This is a genomic window from Ramlibacter montanisoli, from assembly GCF_013087525.1.
Classification (GTDB): Bacteria; Pseudomonadota; Gammaproteobacteria; order Burkholderiales; family Burkholderiaceae_C; genus Ramlibacter; species Ramlibacter montanisoli.
In genome coordinates, this window is sequence record NZ_JABFCS010000001.1 from 3,250,422 (window position 1) to 3,274,704 (window position 24,283).

At 69.7% G+C, this 24,283-nt stretch carries 23 protein-coding genes, 2 tRNA genes and 1 pseudogene; 13 read left to right on the plus strand and 13 right to left on the minus strand.

Annotated elements, in window-relative coordinates:
- The first annotated feature begins 100 nt into the window (after positions 1–100).
- Positions 101–2,311, plus strand: a complete 2,211-nt coding sequence (locus HK415_RS16045; RefSeq protein ID WP_171563500.1) for a RelA/SpoT family protein — start codon at positions 101–103, stop codon at positions 2,309–2,311.
- A gap of 88 nt (positions 2,312–2,399) precedes the next feature.
- Here the strand turns inward: HK415_RS16045 and greB are convergent, their stop codons facing one another.
- The gene (gene greB / locus HK415_RS16050) at positions 2,400–2,960 is read right to left on the minus strand and encodes a transcription elongation factor GreB (RefSeq protein WP_171561092.1); all 561 of its coding nucleotides are present in this window, start codon (positions 2,958–2,960) and stop codon (positions 2,400–2,402) included.
- A gap of 123 nt (positions 2,961–3,083) precedes the next feature.
- Between greB and HK415_RS16055 the strand changes: the two genes are divergently transcribed.
- The 4 genes from HK415_RS16055 (at position 3,084) to HK415_RS16070 (ending at position 6,505) form a co-directional block, all read left to right on the plus strand.
- Positions 3,084–3,386 carry a hypothetical protein gene (locus HK415_RS16055; RefSeq protein WP_171561093.1) on the plus strand — a complete coding sequence of 101 codons (303 nt, stop codon included), beginning with the start codon at positions 3,084–3,086 and terminating at the stop codon, positions 3,384–3,386.
- 179 nt (positions 3,387–3,565) lie between these two features.
- A complete protein-coding gene (locus tag HK415_RS16060) occupies positions 3,566–3,958 on the plus strand; it encodes a hypothetical protein (RefSeq protein WP_171561094.1) in 393 nt (130 codons plus the stop codon).
- 434 nt (positions 3,959–4,392) lie between these two features.
- Positions 4,393–5,355 carry a CvpA family protein gene (locus HK415_RS16065; protein ID WP_171561095.1) on the plus strand — a complete coding sequence of 321 codons (963 nt, stop codon included), beginning with the start codon at positions 4,393–4,395 and terminating at the stop codon, positions 5,353–5,355.
- A 1-nt stretch (position 5,356) separates the two neighbouring features.
- Entirely contained in the window at positions 5,357–6,505 is a 1,149-nt protein-coding gene (locus tag HK415_RS16070; RefSeq protein WP_171561096.1) for a DNA topoisomerase IB, read from the plus strand.
- 12 nt (positions 6,506–6,517) lie between these two features.
- Here the strand turns inward: HK415_RS16070 and HK415_RS16075 are convergent, their stop codons facing one another.
- A complete protein-coding gene (locus HK415_RS16075) occupies positions 6,518–8,545 on the minus strand; it encodes an amylo-alpha-1,6-glucosidase (RefSeq protein ID WP_216369811.1) in 2,028 nt (675 codons plus the stop codon).
- A 33-nt stretch (positions 8,546–8,578) separates the two neighbouring features.
- Positions 8,579–10,504 (minus strand): malto-oligosyltrehalose trehalohydrolase, encoded by a 1,926-nt coding sequence (treZ, locus tag HK415_RS16080; RefSeq protein WP_171561097.1) that lies wholly within the window; start codon positions 10,502–10,504, stop codon positions 8,579–8,581.
- Between the two features lie 193 nt (positions 10,505–10,697).
- Between treZ and HK415_RS16085 the strand changes: the two genes are divergently transcribed.
- Positions 10,698–11,672, plus strand: a complete 975-nt coding sequence (locus HK415_RS16085) for a Bug family tripartite tricarboxylate transporter substrate binding protein (protein WP_171561098.1) — start codon at positions 10,698–10,700, stop codon at positions 11,670–11,672.
- Here HK415_RS16085 and HK415_RS25935 read toward each other — a convergent pair.
- The 6 genes and pseudogenes from HK415_RS25935 to HK415_RS27615 all read right to left on the minus strand — a co-directional run.
- A complete protein-coding gene (locus HK415_RS25935) occupies positions 11,641–11,874 on the minus strand; it encodes a YodC family protein (protein ID WP_216369812.1) in 234 nt (77 codons plus the stop codon). The two genes, HK415_RS16085 and HK415_RS25935, sit on opposite strands and share 32 nt — an antisense overlap.
- An 86-nt stretch (positions 11,875–11,960) precedes the next feature.
- Positions 11,961–12,356 (minus strand): response regulator, encoded by a 396-nt coding sequence (locus HK415_RS16095; RefSeq protein WP_256373060.1) that lies wholly within the window; start codon positions 12,354–12,356, stop codon positions 11,961–11,963.
- Positions 12,357–12,512: 156 nt separating this feature from the next.
- A tRNA-Arg gene (locus tag HK415_RS16100) sits at positions 12,513–12,589 on the minus strand.
- A 58-nt stretch (positions 12,590–12,647) separates the two neighbouring features.
- On the minus strand, positions 12,648–13,829 hold the full coding sequence (locus tag HK415_RS16105; RefSeq protein ID WP_171561101.1) for a CaiB/BaiF CoA transferase family protein: 1,182 nt from the start codon (positions 13,827–13,829) through the stop codon (positions 12,648–12,650).
- Positions 13,829–14,998 carry an acyl-CoA dehydrogenase family protein gene (locus HK415_RS16110; RefSeq protein WP_171561102.1) on the minus strand — a complete coding sequence of 390 codons (1,170 nt, stop codon included), beginning with the start codon at positions 14,996–14,998 and terminating at the stop codon, positions 13,829–13,831. The genes HK415_RS16105 and HK415_RS16110 overlap by 1 nt, the downstream gene beginning before the upstream one ends.
- Before the next feature lie 172 nt (positions 14,999–15,170).
- Positions 15,171–15,869, minus strand: a pseudogene (locus HK415_RS27615) (HTD2 family dehydratase); the annotation flags it as partial.
- Between the two features lie 55 nt (positions 15,870–15,924).
- Here HK415_RS27615 and HK415_RS16120 point away from each other — a divergent pair.
- The 3 genes from HK415_RS16120 (at position 15,925) to HK415_RS16130 (ending at position 18,334) form a co-directional block, all read left to right on the plus strand.
- Positions 15,925–17,169 carry an MFS transporter gene (locus HK415_RS16120; RefSeq protein WP_171561103.1) on the plus strand — a complete coding sequence of 415 codons (1,245 nt, stop codon included), beginning with the start codon at positions 15,925–15,927 and terminating at the stop codon, positions 17,167–17,169.
- Positions 17,166–17,879, plus strand: coding sequence for an SAM-dependent methyltransferase (locus HK415_RS16125; protein WP_171561104.1), 714 nt, complete (start codon positions 17,166–17,168; stop codon positions 17,877–17,879). Before HK415_RS16120 ends, HK415_RS16125 begins: the two co-directional genes overlap by 4 nt.
- A 227-nt stretch (positions 17,880–18,106) precedes the next feature.
- The gene (locus HK415_RS16130) at positions 18,107–18,334 is read left to right on the plus strand and encodes a hypothetical protein (RefSeq protein ID WP_171561105.1); all 228 of its coding nucleotides are present in this window, start codon (positions 18,107–18,109) and stop codon (positions 18,332–18,334) included.
- 62 nt (positions 18,335–18,396) lie between these two features.
- On the opposite strand, the gene HK415_RS16135 is transcribed toward HK415_RS16130, so the two are convergent.
- The 4 genes from HK415_RS16135 to hrcA all read right to left on the minus strand — a co-directional run bounded on the left by HK415_RS16135 (position 18,397) and on the right by hrcA (position 20,087).
- On the minus strand, positions 18,397–18,549 hold the full coding sequence (locus HK415_RS16135) for a hypothetical protein (RefSeq protein WP_171561106.1): 153 nt from the start codon (positions 18,547–18,549) through the stop codon (positions 18,397–18,399).
- The gene (locus HK415_RS16140; RefSeq protein WP_171561107.1) at positions 18,546–18,803 is read right to left on the minus strand and encodes a hypothetical protein; all 258 of its coding nucleotides are present in this window, start codon (positions 18,801–18,803) and stop codon (positions 18,546–18,548) included. Before HK415_RS16140 ends, HK415_RS16135 begins: the two co-directional genes overlap by 4 nt.
- 169 nt (positions 18,804–18,972) lie before the next feature.
- Positions 18,973–19,049 (minus strand) — tRNA-Ile (locus tag HK415_RS16145).
- Between the two features lie 30 nt (positions 19,050–19,079).
- Complete coding sequence (gene hrcA, locus HK415_RS16150; protein WP_171563504.1) at positions 19,080–20,087, minus strand: heat-inducible transcriptional repressor HrcA; 1,008 nt, start codon at positions 20,085–20,087, stop codon at positions 19,080–19,082.
- A gap of 237 nt (positions 20,088–20,324) precedes the next feature.
- On the opposite strand from hrcA, the gene HK415_RS16155 reads away from it, so the two are divergent.
- The 4 genes from HK415_RS16155 to rapZ are packed head-to-tail and all read left to right on the plus strand — an operon-like array spanning position 20,325 to position 24,283.
- Positions 20,325–20,825 (plus strand): methyltransferase domain-containing protein, encoded by a 501-nt coding sequence (locus HK415_RS16155; RefSeq protein WP_290427538.1) that lies wholly within the window; start codon positions 20,325–20,327, stop codon positions 20,823–20,825.
- A gap of 7 nt (positions 20,826–20,832) precedes the next feature.
- Complete coding sequence (locus tag HK415_RS16160) at positions 20,833–21,729, plus strand: NAD kinase (protein ID WP_171561109.1); 897 nt, start codon at positions 20,833–20,835, stop codon at positions 21,727–21,729.
- A complete protein-coding gene (gene recN / locus HK415_RS16165) occupies positions 21,726–23,393 on the plus strand; it encodes a DNA repair protein RecN (RefSeq protein WP_171561110.1) in 1,668 nt (555 codons plus the stop codon). Before HK415_RS16160 ends, recN begins: the two co-directional genes overlap by 4 nt.
- 8 nt (positions 23,394–23,401) lie before the next feature.
- Positions 23,402–24,283, plus strand: a complete 882-nt coding sequence (gene rapZ / locus HK415_RS16170; RefSeq protein WP_171561111.1) for an RNase adapter RapZ — start codon at positions 23,402–23,404, stop codon at positions 24,281–24,283.

Here is a 24,283-nt window from a genome sequence, read left to right on the forward strand (position 1 = left end):
ATTTGCGTTTCCCCATCCGTAGCCCCCGCGCTACATTAGGGGTCATGAGCGCGGTGCTCCCCCGGTTTCGGGCAGCGGCAAGAAACGGCCCAGCAGCCCCATCCTCCCCTCCCCCGCCGCGGCCAACGCCGCAGCGGCCAGCTTTGCCGCGCTGACCGCCCGCCTCGACTACCTGGACCCGGCCGAAGTGGACCTGGTCCGCAAGGCCTACCGGTTCGCCGACGAATCGCACCTGGGCCAGATGCGCGCCAGCGGCGAGCCCTACATCACCCACCCGATCGCGGTCGCCGCCCAGTGCGCCGAGTGGAAGCTCGATGCCCAGGCGCTGATGGCGGCCCTGCTGCACGACGCCATCGAGGACTGCGGCGTCACCAAGCCGCAGCTGATCGAACGCTTCGGTGCGCCGGTGGCGGAACTGGTGGACGGCCTCACCAAGCTGGACAAGCTGCAGTTCAACACCCGGGAAGAGAACCAGGCCGAGAGCTTCCGCAAGATGCTGCTGGCCATGGCGCGCGACGTGCGCGTGATCCTGGTGAAGCTGGCCGACCGCACGCACAACATGCGCACGCTGGAAGACGTGCCGCGCGAGAAGTGGCACCGCATCGCCAGCGAGACCCTGGACATCTACGCGCCGATCGCCCACCGCCTGGGCCTGAACACCACCTACCGCGAGCTGCAGGAACTCTCCTTCCGCTACCTCAAGCCCTGGCGCTACGCCGTTCTGTCCAAGGCGGTCTCGCGCGCGCGCAGCCGCCGCCGCGACCTGATCCAGAAGGTGCACCGCGACGTGGAGAACGCCTTCGACGCGGCCAGCCTGAAGGTGCGCATCGCCGGGCGCGAGAAGACCCTGTACTCCATCTACAAGAAGATGGACGAGAAGCACCTGAGCTTCGCGCAGGTGACCGACATCTACGGCTTCCGCATCGTCGTGCCGACGGTGACCGACTGCTATACGGCCATGGGCCTGCTGCACCAGCTGTACAAGCCGGTGCCCGGCAAGTTCAAGGACCACATCGCCATCCCCAAGATCAACGGCTACCAGTCGCTGCACACCACGCTGGTCGGCCCCTCGGGCGTGAACGTGGAATTCCAGCTGCGCACCGAGGCCATGCACCTGGTGGCCGAGTCCGGCGTGGCCGCGCACTGGCTGTACAAGGCCAGCGTGCCGCAGGAAGAGAACACCGAGCGCCTGGGCACCAAGTGGCTGCAGTCGCTGCTGGACATCCAGAACGAGACGCGCGACGCGGCGGAGTTCTGGGACCACGTGAAGATCGACCTGTTCCCGGACGCCGTCTACGTGTTCACGCCCAAGAGCCAGATCCTGGCCCTGCCGCGCGGCGCGACCGTGGTGGACTTCGCGTATGCGATCCACTCGGACGTGGGCGACCACACGGTGGCGGCGCGCATCAACGGCGCCCAGGTGCCGCTGCGCACCGAGCTGAAGAACGGCGACGTGGTGGAAGTGGTCACGGCGCCGGTGTCCACGCCCAATCCCGCCTGGCTCGGTTTCGTGCGCACCGGCCGCGCGCGCTCCAAGATCCGGCACCACCTGAAGACCCTGGCGCAGGCGGAGTCGCAACAGCTCGGCGAAAAGCTGCTGGCCCAGGCGCTGCGCGCCGAAGGCATGGAGAAGCTGCCGGCCGACGACGACACCTACCACGCGCTGTGGGAAAAGCTGCTGCGCTTCACCGGCAACAAGAGCCGCGCCGAGCTGCTGACGGACGTCGGCCTGGGCCGGCGCATCGCCGGCATCGTCGCCAAGCGCCTGATGACGCTGCTGGGCGAGATGGGCGAAAAGCCCGACGCCCTGCTCCTGAGCCGCGAGCGCTTCACGGCCCACGAGAACGTGTCGCAAGGCGGCCTGACGCTGGACGGCAGCGAGAACGCCTCGGTGCAGTTCGCCAGCTGCTGCCGGCCGGTGCCGGGCGATCCCATCCTGGGCTACCTGGGGCGCGGCGAAGGCCTGGTGGTGCACACCACCGACTGCACGGTCGCCAAGCGCCTGCAGCACAAGGACGCCGAACGCTTCATCGGCGTCGAATGGGCGGAGGAGCCGGTGCGCTCCTTCGAGACCGGCATCCTGGTCACGGTGGCCAACGGAAAGGGCGCGCTGGCGCGGGTCGCGGCGGCACTGGCCAACGCGGAAGCCGACATCACGCACGTGGACATGGACGACGAGCGCGCGCAGGACGCGACCGACCTGCGCTTCGTGGTGGCGGTGCGCGATCGCACGCACCTGGAGTCGGTGCTGCGCAACCTCAAGCGCACGCCGAGCGTGATGAACGCGGTGCGGATCCGGCCGGGCGCGTGAGCTGCTGGGGTTCGCCCGGAGGGCTCACCGCCAGCCTACCGGGAGTCTCGTAGGCTGGTGGTGAGGGGCAGCCGAACCCCAGCGCATTTCATTGCGGCGCCGGATACCCCACCTTCAGGATCTCCACCTCCTTCACCCCCGCCGGCGTCACCAGCTTCACCACGTCGCCTTCGCGCGCCTTGAGCAGCGCGCGCGCGATCGGCGAGATCCAGCTCACCTGCCCCTGCGCGCTGTCCGACTCGTCGATGCCCATGATGGTCACCGTGCGTTCCACACCGGTGTCTTCCTCCACGTAGCTCACGGTGGCGCCGAAGAACACCTGGTCGTGGCCGTGGTGCAGCGTGGGATCGGTCACCTCCGCGATCTCCAGCCGCTTGGTGAGGAAGCGGATGCGGCGGTCGATCTCGCGCAGGCGCTTCTTGCCATAGAGGTAGTCGCCGTTCTCCGAGCGGTCGCCGTTGCTGGCCGCCCAGTGCACCACCTCCACCACCTTGGGCCGCTCGTCGTCGATCAGCTGCAGCAGCTCGGCGCGCAGCCGCGCGTAGCCCTGCGGCGTGATGTAGTTCTTGCCGCCCGGGGGCAAGGGCGGCAGGCCGCCACCTTCCTCGTCTTCCTCGGCATCGGTCTCGCGCGTGAACGCCTTGCTCATGCGGCCAAGCATAGCGACTGCCCGCGCGCGGCGACAGCGCCGCCGTCCTACACCCGGAAGGGCCGGCCTCCGTAAGGCAGAGCCGGGGTCGGTCGCACGATGGCGACATCGAGGACCCGCGCGATGACCACCGAACTTGCCGCTCCGCCCGCCATCAATCCGACTGCCGAAGAGGCCTACTGGCGCGAGGCGTTCCGCAGTGAACCCTACTACCGCAGCGAATTCACCTACGAGGATTACAGTCCTGCCTACCGCGTGGGCTACACCGGCCCGGTGCGGCGCAACGGCGAGTTCGAGCAGCTCGAAGGCGAGCTGAAGAGCGATTTCGACCGCGTGCGCGGCAAGTCGCGCCTGCGCTGGGAAGAGGCGCGCGAGGCCACGCGGGCGGCCTGGCGGCGGGCCACGCGCGGCGAACATCCGCACTGAGTCACAGCTTTATTCCGACTTTTCCCCTGCAATCGAAGGACGCCGTGGCGGGCTTGCTCCCTAGAATGCGAGTGCACTCAGCTTCCGCCGCGGCTCGCGCCCGGAACTCGCGTGAACTCCTGCACGGGCCCGCCCTGGAATCCCCTCTCGCTGCCGCCGGCATTCCCGGCCGCCCCCTGGTGGCCGTCCTGCCCTTCACCCCTTGCGGGAGCGATCCGCAGCTGGCCCTGCTCGGCACCGAGATCGCCGACCGCGTGCGCGAGCGGCTTGCCGCCGACCCCGCCACCCAGGCCATCCTGATCAGCTCCGATTTCCTGGCCAAGGCGCCACCGCACGCGCTGGAACTCATCTGTCGCGAGCTGCGGGTGGGCTACCTGGTGTCCGGCAAGTGCCACGCCACCGGCGCCGAACCCTCCCTGTACGTGGAACTGACCACCACCCACGACTGGCATATCCGCTGGGCGGAGTTCTATCGCTTCGGCGCCCGCCGCCTGCTCGCCGACGAAGGCGAGTCCATGGGCCGGCTGGTCGCGGACCTGCGCACCTCGCTCGCCGAACACCGCCTGCGTTGACCGGGGAACCCGGTCCGCCGAATGGTGGATGCCGCTCGCGCGCGCAACTGCCTAGCATGGCCTGTCCCGACGAAAGAACACATGGCCAGCTACTTCGTGGCGAGTCGCACCCACCCGGACGGAGGCCACGCCGTCCATGACCGCAGCCGCTGCCCGCCGGGTTGCTTCCCGGGCGGCGGGGCCGGCGAGTACCTGGGCGAGTTCAACGAGCCGGCGCAGGCGCTCGCGGTGGCACGCGTGCGCTACGCCTGCGCCTCCAGCTGCACCTGCTGCGCGGAGCTGCAGGCACCCCCGCCGTCGCCAGCGAACCCGCTCCCGCCCTGCTGCCGCTGCGCACCTGAGTTCCTTGCGGCCGTCGACCGGCCGCGTCCCTGGACAAGCGTCAACGCCGTCCGACGTCAGCAGTCCACGGGCCGCCTCCATACTGGCCCGGCATGCAGCTCAACCCCATCGACCTGTTGCTCATCGCCATCGTGCTGGCCGGCGCGCTGGCCGGCTGGTGGCGCGGCTTCGTGTTCGCCGCCCTGGACCTGCTGACGCTGGTCGCCAGCCTGGCGGCCGCGTTCCTCGGCTACCGGTACGTGACGGACTGGCTGGCCTCCCTGGCGCCTGCCCTGGGCGTGTGGATCGCGCCGCTCGCCTTCGTCGCCCTCTTCCTGCTGGTGCACTTCGTGCTGGCCAACGTGGTGATGAGATTCACGCTGCACCTGCCCAGGCAGGTGCACGTCAACCTGCTGAACCGGCTGCTCGGGATCGCTCCCGGCGTGGTGAACGGCGCCATGTACGCGGTGGTGGCCGCCGTGCTGACGCTGACGCTGCCGCTCGGGGCGCGCATCGGCACCTGGGCGCACGAGAGCGACCTGGCCGGCCGCTTCTCCGCCCCGGCCGAATGGGTGGAGGTGCGGCTGGGCCCCGTGTTCGAACCCGCGGTGCGGAGGCTGGCCGACATGCTCACGGTGCAGCCGGAGTCGCGCGACACCATCGCGCTGCGCTTCCGGGTGAACAGGGCCGAGCCGCGGCCCGACCTCGAGTCGCAGATGCTGGAGCTGGTGAACGCCGAGCGGCGCTCGGCGGGACTCAAGCCGGTGCGGCCCGATCCGGTGATGACGCAGGTGGCGCGCTCGCACAGCCGCGACATGTTCAAGCGCGGCTACTTCTCGCACTTCAGCCCGGAAGGCAAGGACCTGGGCGACCGCCTGCAGCAGGCGCGCATCGGCTACCTCAGCGCGGGCGAGAACCTGGCGCTGGCGCCCACGCTCGCCATCGCGCACAAGGGGCTGATGCGCTCGCCCGGGCACCGCGCCAACATCCTGCGGCCGCAGTTCGGCCGCCTGGGCATCGGCATCCTCGACGGCGGCATCCACGGCCTGATGGTGACCCAGGCCTTCCGGAACTGAAGTGAAGGACACCGAGCCCTTCGCCCCGACACCGGCGGATCCGCGCGAAGCGGCCGAGGCCGCCGGCCTGGTCTACGTGAGCGACGAGGACCGCGGCATCCGGCGCGAGCGCAAGGGCGAGGGCTTCGCCTACTACAAGCCGAACGGCGAGCTGCTCACCGACGAGGCGGCGCTGGACCGCATCCGCAAGCTGGCCATCCCGCCCGCCTACGTGGACGTGTGGATCTGCCCCAGGGCCAACGGCCACCTGCAGGCCACCGGCCGCGACGCGCGCGGGCGCAAGCAGTACCGCTACCACCCGCAGTTCCGCGAAGTGCGCGAGAGCACCAAGTACGAACGGATGATGGAGTTCGCGCGGACGCTGCCGGCGATCCGCGCGCAGCTGGCTGCGCACATGGCGCTGCGCGGGCTGCCGCTACAGAAGGTGCTGGCCACGGTGGTGCACCTGCTGGAGACCACGCTGATCCGCGTCGGCAACGACGACTACGCGCGGGAGAACAAGAGCTACGGCCTGACCACGCTGCGCAACCCGCACGTGAAGGTGGAAGGCGCCGAACTGCGCTTCCAGTTCAAGGGCAAGAGCGGCAGGACCTGGCGCCTGCAGGTGAAGGACAGGCGCATCGCGAAGATCGTGCGCGCCTGCCAGGAACTGCCCGGGCAGCGCCTCTTCCAGTACCAGGACGAGGACGGCGCAGTCCGCGAAGTCACCTCCGCCGACGTCAATGCCTACCTGAAGGAGATCACCGGCGCGGACATCACGGCCAAGGACTTCCGCACCTGGGCCGGCACCGTGCTGGCCGCGCTGGCGCTGCAGGAGTTCGAGGCCTTCGACAGCCAGGCCGCGCAGAAGAAGAACCTGAAGGCCGCGATCGAGCGCGTGGCGGCGCGCCTGGGCAACACGCCCACCATCTGCCGCAAGTGCTACATCCACCCGGAAGTGCTCAACGCGTACACCGAGGGGCAGCTGCTGCTGCAGGTGAAGAAGGAAGTCGAAGAGGAATTGCGCGAGGACCTGGCTTCGCTGCGCCCCGAGGAGGCCGCGGTGCTGGCGATGCTGGAGGCGCGGCTGAAGCGGACGCTGGAGGGTTCGTTGAAGGAGAGCCTGGCGGCGGTGAGGAAGAAGAAGAAGAAGGCGAAGGCGGAGGCCTGAGGGCCGCAAGGCCTAGGCGTGCACCACCGCCTGCGACCACGTCTGACCGGCGGATGGCATGCCGGCGCGCTGCTCGCCGGCCGCATGCCGGCACTTCACCAGGATCCGCAGCACCTCGGCGACGCTCCACGCCTGCGCGACGCAGCCGCGCGGCGTGAAGGGCTCCTGCGCGTCGAAGATCTCGCTGATCGAGCCGATGCACGCTTCGCCCAGGTGGTTAGCGAAGCCCTCGATCAGCCGGGCGATGCCCTCGTTGTCGTCCGGGTGCACCTTGAGCCAGGCGTCCGCGAACGGCCCGGCCAGCCAGCCCCACACGGTGCCCTGGTGGTAGGCGGCGTCGCGCACGCGCAGGTCGCCGTCGTAGTAAGGCTTGTAGTCGGGGTGGCCGGGGGCCAGCGAACGCAGGCCCACGGGCGTGACCAGCAGGCGCTGCGCGACGTCCAGCACGCTGCGCCAGCGCTCGGGTCGGAGCACCGGGTGCGGCAGAGAGATCGAGAAGATCATGTTCGGCCGGATCGCGGGGTCGTCGCCGCCCTCGCCGTCGACCACGTCGTACAGGCACCCGGTCTGCGGATTCCAGAAGCGCTGGTTGAAGCTCTCGCACAGGCGGCGCGCGTGCTGCGCCATCTCCTGCGCCTTGGGGTCCTGGCCTTCCTCGCGCAGCCAGCGCTCCATCAGGCGCAGCGCGTTGTAGAACAGGGCGTTGAGTTCCACCGCCTTGCCACGGCGCGGCGTCACCACCCAGCCGTCCACCTTGGCGTCCATCCAGGTGAGCTGGTAGCCCTCGGCGCCCTGGCGCAGCAGCCCGTCGCGCGGGTCCACGCCGATGTTGAAGCGCGTGCCGCGCAGGTGGTGCTCGATGATGTCCACGAACACCGGGATGGCGTGGCGCAGCGTGAGCCGGTCGCCCGTGACCGTGACGTAGCGGTCCATCGCGTGGAACAGCCACAGCGTCGCGTCGGCCGTGTGGTACAGGCCCTCGTTGTGCCCTTCGGGGAACATGTTGGGGATCAGGCCGTCCTTCACGTAGTGCAGGAAGGTGCGCAGGATGTAGCCCGCTTCGGCATGGCGGCCCGTGGTGAGCGTGAGCCCCTCCAGGCTGATCATGGTGTCGCGGCCCCAGTCGGTGAACCAGTGGTAGCCGGCGATCACCGTGCGGGCCTGGTCGCCTTCGGCCAGCGCCCGCGCGGCATCGGCCTGGCGGCTGAAGGGCGCGATGATGAACTGGTCGGCGGCCAGCACCAGTTCGGCGGCGCGGCCCGTGCGCGCGGCCGGGTCGGCCTTCTCGATCAGCTTCTCGCGGCGCGCGTGTTCAGCCTGCAGCGCCTGCTGCGGCGTCAGCGCCTGGATGGTGTCCCAGCTCTCGGTGGAGGCGATCAGCGTGCACTCCTCGCCCGGCCCGAGTTCGGCGCGGAAGCGCCCCGGCGTCCACACGCGCCCGCGCGACGGATAGCCGCGCGCGGCTTCGATGCGGTAGAAGAAGTCCTCGAAGTTGCCGCCTTCCAGCACCAGCTGCGGATCGCGCCCCAGCATGGTCATGCGCAGCGGCGGCAGCTGCGGGTTGTTTTCCGCATGCACCTCGAAGCGCTGGCTCATGACGTGCAGGCGGCAGGGCTGGTCGTAGCCCTCCTCCACCGGCAGCTCGTGCCCGCGGAAGTGCAGGCGCGGCCGCAGGATCAGGCGCACGCCGTGGCCGCCGCCGGTGAGGCGGTAGTTCACGTGCACGGTGTTCTGGCCGTAGGGCAGCAGGATGCGCTTCTCGATCGCGACGTCGCCGACGTGGAAGGTCCACACGGGCAGGCCCATCTCCAGGCGGAACTCGGTGAGCACCTCGGGCAGCTCGAAGGCGCGCTCCGGCCGCTCCTCGCCCGCCAGGCTGACGGTGCGGCGGTCCGGCAGGCGCACCCATTCGCCCAGGTGGCTGAGCATCACCGTGCGGCCGATCGGCGTGGGCAGCGCCGCGATCAGCAGGCCGTGGTAGCGCCGGGTGGCGACACCGGCGACCGAGCCCGAGGCATAGCCGCCCAGGCCGTTGGTCACCAGCCATTCGCGCGTCAGCAGCTGCTTGGGCTTTCATTGCGCCCCGTCCAGGGCACCTTGTTCAGGATGGCTTCGGCCATCGTTTTCCTCCAGGGGTTCGGGGGCGAGCACCATCAGCGCATGCGGGGGCAGGCGCCAGCTGTGCTCGCCATCGGGTTCGATCATTCCGTTGCCGCCGTAGCGCGCGTCCTCGCTGTGCCACAGCAGCTTCCAGCGGCAGCCCGCCGGCGGCGCCAGCAGCGGCTCCGGCATCGGCAGCAGCGGCAGCGTGGCGCCGAGGTTCACCACCAGCAGCCGGTCGCCGTCCGCGCCACCGAGGAAGCGCAACAGGAAGGCTTCGGCACCCAGCACCGCGCCGTGCATGCGATCGCGGTCCTGCGCGGCGAACACCGGGTCCTCGCGCCGCAGCGCCAGCAGGTCCTGGTGCATCCGCAAGACGTGCGCATGGCTTTCGCGTTCGGCGTGGTCGAGCTTGCATCGTCGGAATGTTTCTTCGTCGGCGGGTGGTGCCAGCAGCTTGCCACCATCCGCGCTGCGCAGGTTGGGGAACTGCGTCATGAATTCCTGCCGGCCCTTGCGGATCGCCACGTTGAGTTCGTCCTCGTGGCGCGCGAAGTAGAGGAAGGGCGCGCTGGCGGCGAACTCCTGGCCCTGGAACAGCAGCGGCGTGCCCGGCGTCAGCAGCAGCAGGGCCGTCAGCGCGCGGTAACGGCCCGGTGATGTCATCGCATGCAACCGCTGGCCGCGCGCGCTGTTGGCCACCTGGTCGTGGTTCTGCAGGAACTGGATGAAGGCCTGCGCCGGCAGGTCCAGCGCGGCATGGCCGCGCCGCTGTTTCTGCCACGCGTAGTACTGGCCCTGGTACAGGAAGCCCCACTTCAGCGACGAGATCAGCTCCTGCGGCGTGCCGCGCGTCTCCGAGTAGTAGGCCTCGCAGCCGCCGGTGGCCGCGACGGTGGCGCTGTGGTGGAAGTCGTCGTTCCACAGCGCGTCCAGTCCCATGCCGCCCTGCGCTGGCGGCCGCGCGAGTTCCGCGTGCTGCGGCTCGTTCTCGGCGCTGAGGTAGATGCCGCGGCCGCGCGCGGCGGCGCGGGCCCGCTGCGCGATGTCCGCGACGATGTGCGGCGTGCCTGCGTCGAACAGGGACTGCGTGGCGTCGAGCCGCAGGCCGTCGAAGTGGAACTCGTCAATCCAGTAGCCGGCGTTGGACACGAAGAACTCGCGCACCGGGCCGCTGTGTTCGCCGTCGAAGTTGATCGCGTCGCCCCATTCGTTCTCGTAGCGCTCGCTGATGTAGTGCGGCGAGAAACGCGCGAGGTAGTTGCCGCTGGGGCCGAAGTGGTTGTAGACCACGTCCAGGATCACGCCCAGGCCGATGCCGTGGGCGCTGTCGATGAAGTGCCGCAGCTCGTCGGGCGTGCCGTACAGGTGCGTCGGGGCGTACAGGTTGACGCCGTCGTAGCCCCAGCCGAAGGGGCCGTTGAACTCGTTGAGCGGCATGATCTCCAGCACGGTGATGCCGTGGTCCTTCAGGTAGGGCAGGTGCCGCTGCGCCGCCGCGTACGTGCCCTCGGGCGTGAAGGTGCCGATGTGCATCTCGTACAGCACCTGGCCGCGCGGCCCGATGCCGCGCCAGTCGCGGTCGGACCAGGGGTAGCTGTCCAGGGCAACGATCTCCGAGGGACCGTGCGGGCCCTCGGGCTGCCAGCGCGAGGCCGGGTCGGGGAAGGCGTCCTTGCCATCGAGCCGCAGCCGGTAGCGCATGCCGGGCCGGGCGTGCGCCACGCAGGCCGAGAAGTAGCCGTCGCCTTCGTGGCGCAGCGGTGCTGGATCGCCGTCGCTCGCGTTGTCGAAGACGACGTCCACACGGCGCGCGGCCGGTGCCCAGACGCGGAACTGTGTTCCCGTGCCGTCCTGGTATTCCGCTCCGATCGGAAGCCGACGGTTCGTGGTGGTCATGCGCAAAGTGCCCTGGGTAGCGCGGATGATTGTGCATTGCAGCAGCGCGGCCGTGCGCGGGCGGCCGTGTCCGCGATCGCGGAAAGAATTTGCAGGACAGGACGCGCAGCACCATGCGCGGGAAAGCACGCGGTCCCGGTGCACCGCGCGCGCGGCATCATGGTGCGCAGTCCAGGACACAGGAGAAGCAGAGATGCCTTGCCCCGGGAGATTCAGCCGCCGCGCCGCGCTGGCCACGGCGCTCGCGCTGGTGGCGCCCTTCGCCGCCGCGCAGGCCTTTCCGAACAAGCCCGTGCGCGTGATGGTCGGTTATGCGGCAGGGGGCGGCGTCGACGCGATGGCGCGCATGCTGGCGCAGCGCCTGTCTCCGGTGCTGGGCCAGCAGGTGGTGGTGGAGAACCGCGCCGGCGCCTCCGGCATGATCGCCGCCGAAGCCGTGGCGCGCTCCGCGCCCGACGGCCACACGCTGCTGATGGGTGAGAGCGGCATGCTCATCACCTCGCACCTGCAGCCGCGCGCGAACATGGATCCCCAGAAGGCCTTCACGCCGGTGTCCGGCACCTTCATCGCGCCGCTGATGGTCGTGGCCCACCACAGCGTGCCGGCGGCGGACCCGCGGCAGCTGATCGCCCTGCTCAAGGCCAGTCCCGGCAAGTATTCGTATGCGACCTCGGGGGTCGGCACGGTGCACCACCTGGGCTTCGAGATGCTCAAGGCGCAGACCGGCGCCTTCATCGTGCACATCCCCTACCGCGGCGCCGCGCAGATCCTGCCGGACGTGATCAGCGGGCAGGTACCGATCGGGGTGGTGAGCGCAGCGGCCGGCCTGGCGCAGGCGCGCGCAGGCAAGGTGCGCGCCATCGGCCTGATGAACACGGGCAAGCTGGCGGGCGCCGAGAACGTGGCGGCGATTGCCGATGCGCTGCCGGGATTCAACGTGGCGCCTCGGCTGATGCTGCTGGCGCCCGCGGGCACGCCGGCGGCGGTGGTGGAACGCTTGAACGAAGCAGTGCGCGGAGTGCTGGAGAGCGCGGACCTCGCGCAGGCCGCCGCGCAGCAGGGTGCGATCCCGGCCTACCTGCCCCCGCCGCAGCTGGCCGCGACGCTGGCGCAGGAGTCGGCCGAGTGGGCCGGTCTCATGAAGACACAGAAGATCGCGTCGGAGTGAGCGAGGCCGCGCGCGCCGCCGCTGCGCGCCGCTCGCGGCCGATGTCGCGCAGCGACGTGAACAGGAAGGTGCCCTGGTGCAGGTCGATGCCGGCGTACCACTGGCAGTAGGCGGTGTCGCCGCTGACCGCGCGCACGACCATGGGCGGGCCGCCGGCCCTCAGCCTGACGACGTCCCCCGCTTCCAGATGTCTTTCGCTCACACGCGGATTATGGTGGGGGCCGCTCGGCGCACAGGCGCGCAAATCCGTCATGCAAGGTAGGACTGCACCGACACCTCACCCGGCGTTCAGGGCGCGGGGCCGGGCCGGTCCAGCCGGTTCACTTCCTCGTCGAGCCACGAGACGAAGGCCGCCGTGTCCACCTTGTCGAACACCGCATCGGCGCCCAGCGCCAGGCAGTGCGCGCGGATGCCGGGGGTGGCGAAGCTGCTGAAGACCACGGCCCGGGACGCCGGCGCGCGCCGCTTGGCCTCGCGCAGGACCTCGATACCCGAGCCTTCGTCCAGGATCAGGTCGACGATCACCAGGTCCCACGCCCCCGCGTTGTCCGACAGCCAGAGCTTGGCCTCGGCCTCCGTCGCCGCGCCGCCCACCAGCCTCAGGCCACCGATCGCGGAGAAGAGCTCGCCCATCAGCGTGCGCATGCTCCGGAGGTCTTCGACCAAGAACACCCGCAAATCCATCCGTTCCGTCCAAAGCCTTTTGAAGCATTGTGGCTTTGCACTGGCTCTGCCCTTCGCAAGTCACAAAGGGCGCCTACAGGGGACACAGTGGGCCGACGGACAAGGAAAGGGGTTGCGCCCGATGGACGCAACCCCTTGACCGACTTTCCGAATTGTTGGCGCGGGTGGCAGGATTCGAACCCACGACCCCTTGGTTCGTAGCCAAGTACTCTATCCAACTGAGCTACACCCGCGAAGCCGCAGATTATAGCAGCACTCCGCAAGCCCTTTCCGGGCCGGCCTGCCCGGCCGTCAAATGGCCGCGGCGGCCCGCAGCCGCGCGATGGCCGCGTCGTCGCGACCCAGCTCGCGCAGGATCGCCTCCGTGTGTTCGCCCACCGCGGGAATGGCGTCCATGCGGTAGTCGAAACCGCTGTGCACGCCGGGCGGCAGCAGGGCGGACAGGGCGCCGTTGGGAGAGCCCACCTGCGCCAGCCGCCCGCGGGACTGCAGCTGCGGGTGGCTCCACAGGTCACCGACCGCGTTGACGTGCGCGTTGGCGATCTGCGCCTCTTCCAGCCGGGCGATCACCTGTTCGGCGTCGAGCCGGCCGAAGGATTCCAGGATGATGGCCTTCAGGGCCTGCCGGTTGGCATTGCGCCGGCTGTTGCTGTCGAAGCGCGGGTCGCCGGCCAGAGACGGCTGCAGCAGCACCTTGTCGCAGAAGACCTTCCACTCGCGCTCGTTCTGAAGGCCCAGCATCACCGTCTTGCCGTCGCCCGCCTCGAACGGGCCGTAGGGATAGATCGTGGCGTGCGCGGCGCCGCTGCGCGGGGGCGGCTCGGCGCCCTCATAGGCGTAGTACATGGGAAAGCCCATCCACTCGCCGAGCGCCTCCAGCATGGAGATGTCGACGTGCGAGCCCTCGCCGGTCTTCTGCCGCTGCAGCAGCGCCGCCAGGACGCTGCTGTACGCGTACATGCCGGCGGCGATGTCGGCGATGGAGATGCCGGCCTTGGACGGCTCGTCCGGCGTGCCGGTCACCGAGAGGAAGCCGGCCTCGCTCTGGATCAGCAGGTCGTAGGCCTTCTTGTCGCGGTAGGGGCCGTCGTTGCCGTAGCCCGAGATGTCGCAGGCGATGAGACGCGGGTTCAGCGCGCGCAGTCGCTCGTAGCCCAGGCCCATGCGCTCGGCGGCGCCCGGCGCGAGGTTCTGCACCAGCACGTCGGCGCGCGCGAGCAGGTCCCTCAGCACCTGCAGCGCGTCCGGGTTCTTCAGGTCCAGCGTCAGGCTTTCCTTGGACCGGTTCACCCACACGAAGTGCGAGGCGAGGCCCTTCGTTCGCGTGTCGTAAGCGCGGGCGAAGTCGCCGCTGCCGGGCCGCTCCACCTTGATGACGCGCGCGCCCAGGTCCGCCAGCTGCCGCGTGCAGAAGGGCGCCGCGATCGCATGTTCCAGCGAAACCACCGTGATGCCATCGAGCGGACGTGCCATCAAAAGCTCCGCGGCAGGCCGAGCAGGTGCTCGGCGACGTAGGAGTAGATCAGGTTGGTGGAGATCGGCGCCACCTGGTACAGGCGCGTCTCGCGGAACTTGCGCTCCACGTCGTATTCGTGCGCGAAGCCGAAGCCGCCGTGCGTCTGCAGGCAGGTGTTGGCCGCCTCCCACGAGGCCTTGGCGGCCAGGTACTTGGCCATGTTGGCTTCGCCGCCGCAGGGCTTGCCGGCGTCGAACAGCGAACACGCCTTGAAGCGCATCAGGTTGGCCGCCTCGGTCTCGATGTAGGCATCGGCGATCGGGAACTGCACGCCCTGGTTCTGGCCGATCGGCCGGTTGAAGACCACGCGTTCGCTGGCATAGCGGCGCGCGCGCTCGACGAACCAGTAGGCGTCGCCGATGCATTCGGCGGCGATCAGGGTGCGCTCGGCGTTCAGGCCGTCCAGGATGTACTTGAACCCCTGGCCTTCGGTGCCGATGAGGTTCTCGGCCGGGATCTCGAGGTTGTCGAAGAACACCTCGTTGGTCTCGTGGTTCACCATGTTCTGGATCGGCCGCACCGTCATCCCCTGGCCGATCGCCTGGTGCAGGTCGACGATGAAGATGCTCATGCCCTCGCTCTTCTTCTTCACCTCCGCCAGCGGCGTGGTGCGCGCGAGCAGGATCATCAGGTCCGAGTGCTGGATGCGCGAGATCCAGACCTTCTGGCCGTTGACGACGTAGCGGTCGCCCTTCTTCACGGCCGTGGTCTTGAGCTGCGTGGTGTCGGTGCCCGTGGTGGGCTCGGTCACCGCCATGGTCTGCAGGCGCAGCTTGCCGCTGGCGATGCCGGGCAGGTACTGCTTCTTCTGTTCCGGCGAGCCGTGGCGCAGCAGCGTGCCCATGTTGTACATCTGGCCGTGGCAGGAGCCCGCGTTGCCGCCGGAGAAATTGATCTCCTCCATGATCACCGAGGCCTCGGCCAGGCCCAGTCCCGAGCCGCCATATTCGTTGGGGATCAGCGCGGCCAGCCAGCCCGCTTCGGTGAGCGCATCGACGAAGGCTTCGGGATAGCCGCGATCGGTGTCGACCTTCTGCCAGTACGCGGAGTCGAAGCGGCCGCACAGGTCGCGCATCGCCTCCCGGATTTCCTGGTAGGCGTCGGGGGTGGGGATCTGCGTCTTCATGCGAACCGTGCCTCCGCCTGCATGGTGAGCCAGCCTTCGTGGTCCTGCGCCCAGAGAGCGCGCCACGGCCGTCGGCCGAAGGAGTGCCGTTGACGCGGAAGGGATGCAGGTCGAAGGTGGGCCGCACCGCCTTGAAACTGAAACTTCGCAGGCGCGCTTCGGGCTTTTGCCGCCGCGCCAGGTCCACCAGCAGCGTCGCGATCAGAGGGCCGTGCACGATCAGGCCGGGGTAGCCCTCGACTTCCGTCACGTACTTGCGGTCGTAGTGGATGCGGTGGCCGTTGAAGGTGAGCGCCGAATAGCGGAACAGCAGCACGTCGTCCGGCACGATCTCGCGCGACCACGTGGCGCCGGTGGGCGCGGCCTGCGGCGACGGAACCGGGTCGCCCGGCTGCGCGGCAGCGCGGTAGACGATGTCGTGTTCCTCGGTGAGCGCCACGCCCTGCGCGTTGCGCACCTCGTGCTGCACCAGCACGAACACGAGGTCGCCGGTGCGGCCCGCCTTGTGGCTGACCGATGCGATGCGCGAGGTGCGTTCAATCTTTTCACCTACCCGCAGCGGGGCATGCCACTGCAGGCGGCCGCCGGCCCACATGCGGCGCGGCAGCGGCACCGGCGGCAGGAAGCCGCCGCGTTTCGCATGGCCGTCGGCGCCGATCTCGCTTTGCCGCGCGCTCGGCAGGAAATAGAGCCAGTGCCACAGCGGCGGCAGCTCGGAGCCTGCCGCGGGCGCCGGGTCGTCCCGGTCCAGCGTGGCGGACAGGTTGCGCACCGGCGCTGCGGTGATCTCGTCGTGCAGCGTCTCGCTGCGGCCTTCCCAGCCGCGCAGCTGCGCGAGCAGTTCGGGGGTGAGTGAGGCGGTGGGGTCCATGGGCCGATTAGACCAGCCCCGGGCGCGGGGGCGGCCGCTTCCCTATGATGCGCGGATGGCTGCTCCTCGCTGGTACTTCGGATGGAACATCGTCGCGGCGGCCGCCGTGCTCACCCTGCTGTCCACGGGCATGCGGTTGAGCTTCGGCCCCTTCTTCCTGCCAATCGCCCGTGACCTCGGCTTCAGCCGCAGCCTGCTGGCCACCATCGTCGCCGTGGGCATGATCATCTACGGGCTGGCGATGCCGGTGGCCGGCGTGCTGATCGCGCGCTTCGGCACGAAGCCCGTGCTGCTGACAGGTACGGCGCTGGTGGTCGCTTCGGTGCTGTGGAGCGTGACGGCGACCTCGGCCCTGCCCTTCCTGCTGGCGTTCGGCGTGCTGCTGTCGGTGGGGCTGGCCTTCGTCAGCCCGGTGTCGCTCACGCCGGTGATCAGCCACTGGTTCACGCGCGAGCGCGGCAAGGCGCTGTTCTACCTGTCCACCGGGTCGATGGCGGGCATGGCGCTGATGACGCCGGTGCTGACGGCGTCCATCGAGGCCTTCGGCTGGCGGCCGACGCTGGTCGGCTTCGCCGTGGTGTTCACGCTGTTCACGCTGCCGGCGGCGCTGCTGGTGATCCGCGAGGGCGCGCCGGAACACACCGACGTCGGGGCCGAGGAATTCGCGGCGCAGCGCGCGCGCAGCGGCACGCCGCCGGCCAGCCTGAAGGCGCGCGAGGCGATGCGCACGGCGCCGTTCTGGAAGGTGGTGTTCGGCCTGTTCTGCTGCGGCTTCAGCATGAACCTGCTGGGCACGCACGGCATGCCCATGCTGATGGACCACGGCTTCGACGCCTTCAGCAGCTCCATGGGCATCGGCCTGATCGGCGTGGTCGCCATCGGCGGCACGCTGGTGCTGGGGCGCGTGGCCGACCGGCTGCAGCGGCGCAACATCCTGGCCACCATCTATTTCATCCGCGGCCTCGGCTTCTTCGCGCTGGTGGCGGTGGGCACGCACTGGGAGCTGTACGTCGCGGCGGCCATCGGCGGGCTGGTCTGGGCCGGCAGCATCGCGATGTCCTCGGCGATCCTGGCCGACGTCTACGGCGTGCGGCTGGTCGGCGTGCTGTACGGCATGGCCTTCGTCGGCCACCAGGTCGGCGGCATGCTCAGCTCCTGGCTGGGCGGCTGGGGCTACGAGACCTTCCACACGCACTGGGTGGCCTTCGGCCTGGCCGGCGCGCTGCTGGTGACGGCGGGCGTGGTGTCGCTGCAGCTGCCGCGCAAGGGCTTCACGCTGATGGCGCGGGCGGCGGCATGAAGCGTGTCCTTCTCGCATGGCTGCTCGGGGCGGCGCTGGCCGCGCAGGCCCAAGTCGTCGACGAGGTGCCCTTCATCACCTCGCCGGACAACGTCACGCTGGAGATGCTGCGCCTGGCGAACGTGGGGCCGGGCGACCACGTGATCGACCTCGGCTCCGGCGACGGCCGCATCGTGATCCTGGCGGCGAAACGCTTCGGCGCGACCGGCCTGGGCGTGGAGATCGATCCCCAGCTGGTCGAACGCAGCCTGCGCAGCGCGCGCGACGCGGGCGTGGCCGAGCGCGTGCAGTTCCGCGTGCAGGACCTGTTCGAGACCGACCTGTCCAGGGCCAGCGTGATCACCATGTACCTGTTGCCGGAGTTCAACCTGAAGCTGCGGCCGTTGATCCTCGGTCTGAAGCCCGGCACCCGCATCGTGTCGCACGACTGGGACATGGGCGACTGGAAGCCCGACGTGAGCTCCATCCTGCCGGTGCCGGACAAGAAGGTGGGGCTGGAGAAGTTCAGCCGCGTGCACCTGTGGATCGTGCCGGCGAAGGTGGACGGGCTCTGGTGCGCGAGTTCGCCGCCGGCGGCGGGTTCGCTGCAGCTCACGCAGCACTACCAGGAGGTGGTGGCGCGCAGCGGAATGCCGCATCGAAGGGGCGCGTGGCGGGGACGTTGCTGTCCCTGGAACCGGGCGCCGGTGCGGCGGGCGAGCTGCGCGTGATGGGCGACACCTTGCGCAATGCGGAAGGTGTGGCGCTGTATCGACGCGCCCCCGCTGAACGCTGTCCGGGCTGAGCAATTCCTGATTCAGATCAGCAAGCGCGGCCCGTGCGCTGGCTACGATCGAGCCGTGACGCGCCGCCTCCTCGCCGCCGCCCTGCTCGTGACAGCCCAGCTGGTGCCGACCGGTTGCGCGATCGCGCCAGGTGGCATCCCACCCGAACCCCCGTGCGAACGGACCGTGAAGAGGCGATGAATGCCCGCTGGAGGAACCACACCCTCGCGGAACTGGTGCGCGTGCGCGGCGCCCCGCGCGGCACCATGACCATTCCGGGCGGCGGCAACCCCGGGGGCTTCATCACCGTGTACGAGAAGGATCCCGAAAGCGGCTGCGTCGACGCGTTCGCGTTCATGTACGGGCCGGAGCCGGTCATCCGCAACTACTACTGCCGCTGAAGCCGGCACCGTGCTTCCATGCCACGGCGCGGCGCGCCGACGTGGCGGCCGCGCCGCGTCGGTCACCTGCGCATGGCTCTTTCGTCCCGGACGTATCCGGCTTCTCCGCCGATGAAGCGGTAGCCGTCGATCGTCAGGCCGTCGCCCGGGGCCGCGCCGAGCATGCGGGTGTCCGGCATGGCTCCCAGCGCCACCGCGGAAGGCAGCGTCTTCATGCCGGCCAGCGGGTAATCGGCGCGTCGTCGCCGACGGGCAAGGTGCGCGCCGCCAGTGCCTCGCGCAAGGAGGCGGCGACTTCCTCGCGCGTGAGCGTCCCTTTCCAGCTGCGCGCGGCGCCCGAATAGACGCTCAGGTCGGTCTGCGGCGCCAGGTCCGCGTAGCCGCCGGAGTCGACGTATGCCTTGTCCGCGAAGGCGGGGAAGCTGCATCCTGCGATGAGGACGCCGAGAAGGATGTTGCGTCTTTTCATGATGGCCTCCTGTGACGACTTCAAGACTAGGAAGCGACCATGGAATTACCAGCGCCTAGGCGACTGGTCGAGCCACTTCGCGCAGGAACCTTGACGCAGGACAAAGACAGCCACGCGGAGGCCAGGGCAGGCGGCTTGGATCGGAACGATCGCGGAACTTTCCTGCCAATGGTAGGCCGTGCTGGGCTCGAACCAGCGACCAAGGGATTATGAGTCCCCTGCTCTGACCAACTGAGCTAACGGCCCGCCTGCGGGGATTGTAGGTGCCGCGCCGTTTTACGGCTTGTGGCTCAGCGCATTGCTCACCAGCCGCGAGGTGATGTCCACGATCTGGATCATGCGGTCGTAGGCCATGCGCGTGGGGCCTATGACCCCCAGCGTGCCGACCACCTGCCCGTCCACCTCGTAGGGCGCGCTCACCACCGACAGTTCCTCGAAGGGCACGATCTGGCTTTCGCCGCCGATGTAGATGCGCACGCCCTCGGCCTGGCTGGAGACGTCCAGCAGGCGCATCAGCTGGGTCTTCTGCTCGAACAGTTCGAAGGCATGCCGCAGGTGCGTCATGTCGCTGGCGAAGTCGCTCACCGACAGCAGGTTGCGTTCGCCCGAGATCACCACTTCGTCCTGGTCCTGCTGCATCGCTTCCGAGCTGGCCTCCACTGCCGTCTGCATCAGCGTCACGATCTCGCCGCGCAGCTGCTCCACCTCGCCCTTCAGGCGCTCGCGCACCTCCTCGATGGCCAGGCCGGCGTAGTTCGCGTTCAGGTAGTTCGCGGCCTCGGCCAGCTGCGACTGCGTGTAGTCGGCCGCGGTGTGCACCACGCGGTTCTGCACGTCGCCTTCGGGCGAGACGATGATCACCAGGAAGCGGCGTTCCGACAGGCGCAGGAACTCGATGTGGCGGAACACGCTGCTGCGCCGCGGCGCCACCACCACGCCGACGAACTGCGACATGTTGGAAAGCATGTGGGCCGCATTGGCGATCACCTTCTGCGGCTGGTCGGGCGGCAGCGACGCGGGCGCGGCCAGGTCGGTGCGGCGCGCGGTGAGCATGGTGTCCACGAACAGGCGGTAGCCGCGCGCCGTGGGGATGCGGCCGGCGGAGGTGTGCGGGCTGGCGACCAGGCCCAGCTCCTCCAGGTCCGACATCACGTTGCGGATGGTGGCGGGCGACAGCTCCAGGCCCGAGGCACGCGAAAGCGTGCGCGAGCCTACCGGCTGCCCCTCGGCGATGTAGCGCTCGATCAGGGCTTTCAGCAGCAGCTTGGCGCGGTCGTCGAGCATCATGGCACTTCCTGCGGCGATTCTAGTGATCTTGCTCCCGCGTGCCGGGCGGCGGGGAGAGAAATCACCCTAGGACGCTGCCGCGGCGGCGCATTAGAGTCACACCATGAGCTCCGACGCGAGCATCCGCTTCTTCGAGACGCAATTCCAGCGCCAGGTGGAGGCGCACGACCTGCGGCTGAACCCCTTCGAACAGCGGGCCCTACCCTACCTGCGCGGGCGCGTGCTGGATTACGGCTGCGGGCTGGGCAACCTGGCCCTCGAGGGGGGGCGCGGCGCGGCTGCCCGGTGCTGGCCCTCGACGGCAGCCCCACGGCCATCGCGCACGTCCGGCAGGCGGCGGCAGCGGCCGGACTGCCGGTCGAGGCGGACGTGGCGGACCTGCGGACCTTCGCGATCCAGGGCGAGTTCGACACCGTGGTGTCCATCGGCCTGCTGATGTTCTTCGACTGCCCCGCGGCCCGGCGCAAGCTGGGTGAGCTCCAGGCGCACCTGCGCCCCGGCGGCATCGCCGTCCTCAACGTGCTGGTGGAAGGCACCACCTACCTGGACATGTTCGACCCCGCCGCCTACTGCCTGTTTCCGGACGGCGAGCCGGAAAAGCACTTCCCCGGATGGGAGATCCTGGTGTCCGGCTACGAGGACTTTCCCGCGCCCGGCGGCCGAGTCAAGCGCTTTGCCACACTCATCGCGAAGAAGCCGGCGGCCGCCGTGCATTCCGATGGTGCTGTGATGTAATTTGCCGATGAAATCGATCTTCCGGCAGGTCGCCCTGATCGGCAAGTACCACGCCGCGGTGGCGCCTGCGCTGGCCGCCTCGATGCGGGCGGTGCTGGAGGACATCGCGCAGTTCCTCACCACGCAGGGCTGCGAGGTCGTGGTGGAACGCGACACCGCCGCCGTCGCCGGCATGAGCGGCCGCCCCACGGCGGACGTCGCGACCATCGGCACGCAGTGCGACCTCGGGCTGGTGGTGGGCGGCGACGGCACCATGCTGGGCATCGGCCGGCAGCTCGCGCGCCACGGCGTGCCGCTGATCGGCATCAACCAGGGGCGCCTGGGCTTCATCACCGACATTCCGCTGGACGCCTACCGCACCGTGCTGCCGCCCATGCTGGCCGGCGAGTACGAGGAAGACCACCGCACGCTGATGCACGCGCGGGTGGTGCGCGACGGAAACACCGTGTTCGACGCGCTGGCGATGAACGACGTGGTGGTGAACCGCGGCGCGACCTCCGGCATGGTGGAACTGAAGGTGGAGATCGACGGCCATTTCGTGGCCAAGCAGCGCGCCGACGGCCTGATCGTGGCGACGCCGACCGGATCGACCGCCTATTCGCTGTCGGCCGGCGGGCCGCTGCTGCACCCCTCCACCCCCGGCTGGGTGCTGGTGCCGATCGCGCCGCACACACTGTCGAACCGGCCGATCGTGCTGCCCGATGGGGTGGAGATCGCGATCGAACTGGTCTCCGGGCGCGACGCCAGCGCGAACTTCGACATGCAGTCGCTCGCGTCACTGCTGCACGGTGACAGGATCACCGTGCGCCGCTCGCAGCACAAGGTACGATTCCTGCATCCCCGCGGCTGGACCTACTTCGACACGCTGCGCAAGAAACTGCACTGGAACGAGGGGAACGTGTGAGCCTGAAACGCCTGGCCCTGCGCGATTTCGTGATCGTCCGCGAGCTCGAGCTGGAGCTGGCGGAGGGCTTCTCCGTGCTCACCGGCGAGACCGGCGCCGGCAAGTCCATCCTGGTCGATGCGCTGCAGCTCGCGCTGGGCGCGCGGGCCGAATCCGCCGCCGTGGTGCGCGAAGGCGCCGCCCGTACCGAGATCAGCGCCGAATTCGACCTGCCCGCCTCGCTGGTGCCCTGGCTGCAGGAAGCCGGCTTCGACGCCGGCGACGCGCTGCTGCTGCGCCGCACCGTGGACAACCAGGGCAAGAGCCGCGCCTGGATCAACGGCAGCGCCGCCACCGCCACGCAGCTGCGCGAGGTCGGCGACCACCTGGTGGACATCCACGGCCAGCATGCCTGGCAGAGCCTCACGCGGCCGGCCTCGGTGCGCTCGCTGCTCGACGGCTATGCCGGCATCGCCACCGACAAGCTGCAGCAGCTGTGGACCGGCTGGCGCGCCGCGCAGAAGCTGCTGGCCGACGCGCGCACGGCGCAGGACACGCTGCAGCGCGAACGCGAGCGCCTGGCCTGGCAGATCGGCGAGGTGGACAAGCTCGCGCCCGGCGCGGACGAGTGGGACGAACTCAATGCCAGCCACACGCGGCTGTCGCACGCGCAGGCGCTGCTCGATGCCGCCAACGGCGCGCAGCAGCGGCTCGATGGCGAGGAAGGCGGCGCCCGCCAGAACCTGGCGCAGGCGCTGGACGCGCTGCGCGACCAGGAACACCTGGAGCCCCAGTTCCGCGAGATCGCGGAGGTGCTGGCCTCCAGCCTGGCGCAGATGGAAGACGCCGCGCATTCGCTGCAGGGCTACCTGCGCAAGACGGACCTGGACCCGCAGCGCCTGGCCGAACTCGACGAGCGCATGTCGAACTGGCTGTCGCTGGCGCGCCGCTACAAGCGCCAGCCCGCCGAACTGCCGGCGCTGCTGGCCGGCTGGAAGGACGAACTGAAGAAGCTCGATGCCGCCGCCGACCTCGCCGCGCTGGAAGCGGCCGAGAAGAAGGAACACGAGGCCTTCCTCGCCGAGGCCCGCGCGATTTCGAAAGCCCGCGGCAAGGCCGCGCCACAGCTGTCCAAGGCGGTGACGCAGGCCATGCAGGGCCTGGGCATGCAGGGCGGCCGCTTCGAAGTGGCGCTGGAGAAGGGCGACACGCCTTCGGCCTTCGGGCTGGAGGAAGTGAGCTTCCTGGTGGCGGGCCATGCCGGCAGCACGCCGCGGCCCGTGGGCAAGGTGGCCTCGGGCGGCGAGCTCTCGCGCATCGCGCTGGCCATTGCGGTCACGACCAGCCGCCTGGGCGAAGCGCAGACGCTGATCTTCGACGAGGTGGATTCGGGCGTCGGCGGCGCCGTCGCCGAGACCGTGGGCCGCCTGATGAAGCAGCTGGGGCGCGACCGCCAGGTGCTGGCCGTCACGCACCTGCCGCAGGTCGCGGCTTGCGCGGACCACCACCTGCTGGTGGCCAAGCAATCGCAGGCCGGTGGCGTCAGCAGCACGGTGGCGCCGGTGGAAGGGGAAAAGCGGGTCGCGGAGATCGCGCGCATGCTGGGCGGCGAAAGGCTGTCCGGCACGACGCTCGCACACGCGAAGGAAATGCTCGGTGACGCCGCGGCGGCACCGGAAAGCTGAGGCTTCCCATGTCGCTGGAACTCGTCCTCATCACCGGCATGTCCGGCTCCGGCAAGTCGGTGGCGCTGCGCGCGCTGGAGGATGCGGGCTACTTCTGCGTGGACAACCTGCCGCCGGAACTCTTGCTGGAGTTCGCCGCGCTGGAGGACCGCAACCAGCGGCGGCGCGTGGCGATCGCCATGGACGTGCGCACGGCCAATTCGCTGCCGCAGGTGCCCGCCCACCTGCAGGAACTGGTGCGGCAGGGGCATGCGGTGCGGCCGCTGTTCCTCGATGCGGCCACCGACACGCTGGTGCGGCGCTTTTCCGAGACGCGCCGGCGCCATCCGCTGTCGGCCAGCGACCTGTCCGGCGACCAGCACCGCGCGGTGGTGGATGCGATCGAGCTGGAACGCCAGCTGCTGGCCGACCTGCGCGAGCACGCGCACGTGATCGACACCAGCGTGCTGCGCGCCTCGCAGTTGCAGGACTACGTGAAGTCGCTGCTGTCGGCGCCGCTGGCGCAGATGACGCTGGTGTTCCAGTCCTTCTCGTACAAGCGCGGCATCCCGGTGGACGCCGACTACGTGTTCGACGTGCGCATGCTGCCCAATCCGCACTACGAGCCCGAGCTGCGCGACCTGACCGGCCAGGACGACCCGGTGATCTCCTACCTGCGCAAGAGCCAGGAAGTCGAGGACACATACGGCGACATCTGCGCCTTCCTCGACCACTGGCTGGAGCCGCTGGCGCGCAACCACCGCAGCTACGTCACGGTGGCGATCGGCTGCACCGGCGGCCAGCACCGCTCGGTGTACCTGGTGGAGCGGCTGGCGGAGGAGTTCGGGCAGCGCTGGTCGACGTTGAAGCGCCACCGCGAAATCGAAGGGCGCCAGGCGGCAGCGCCGTAG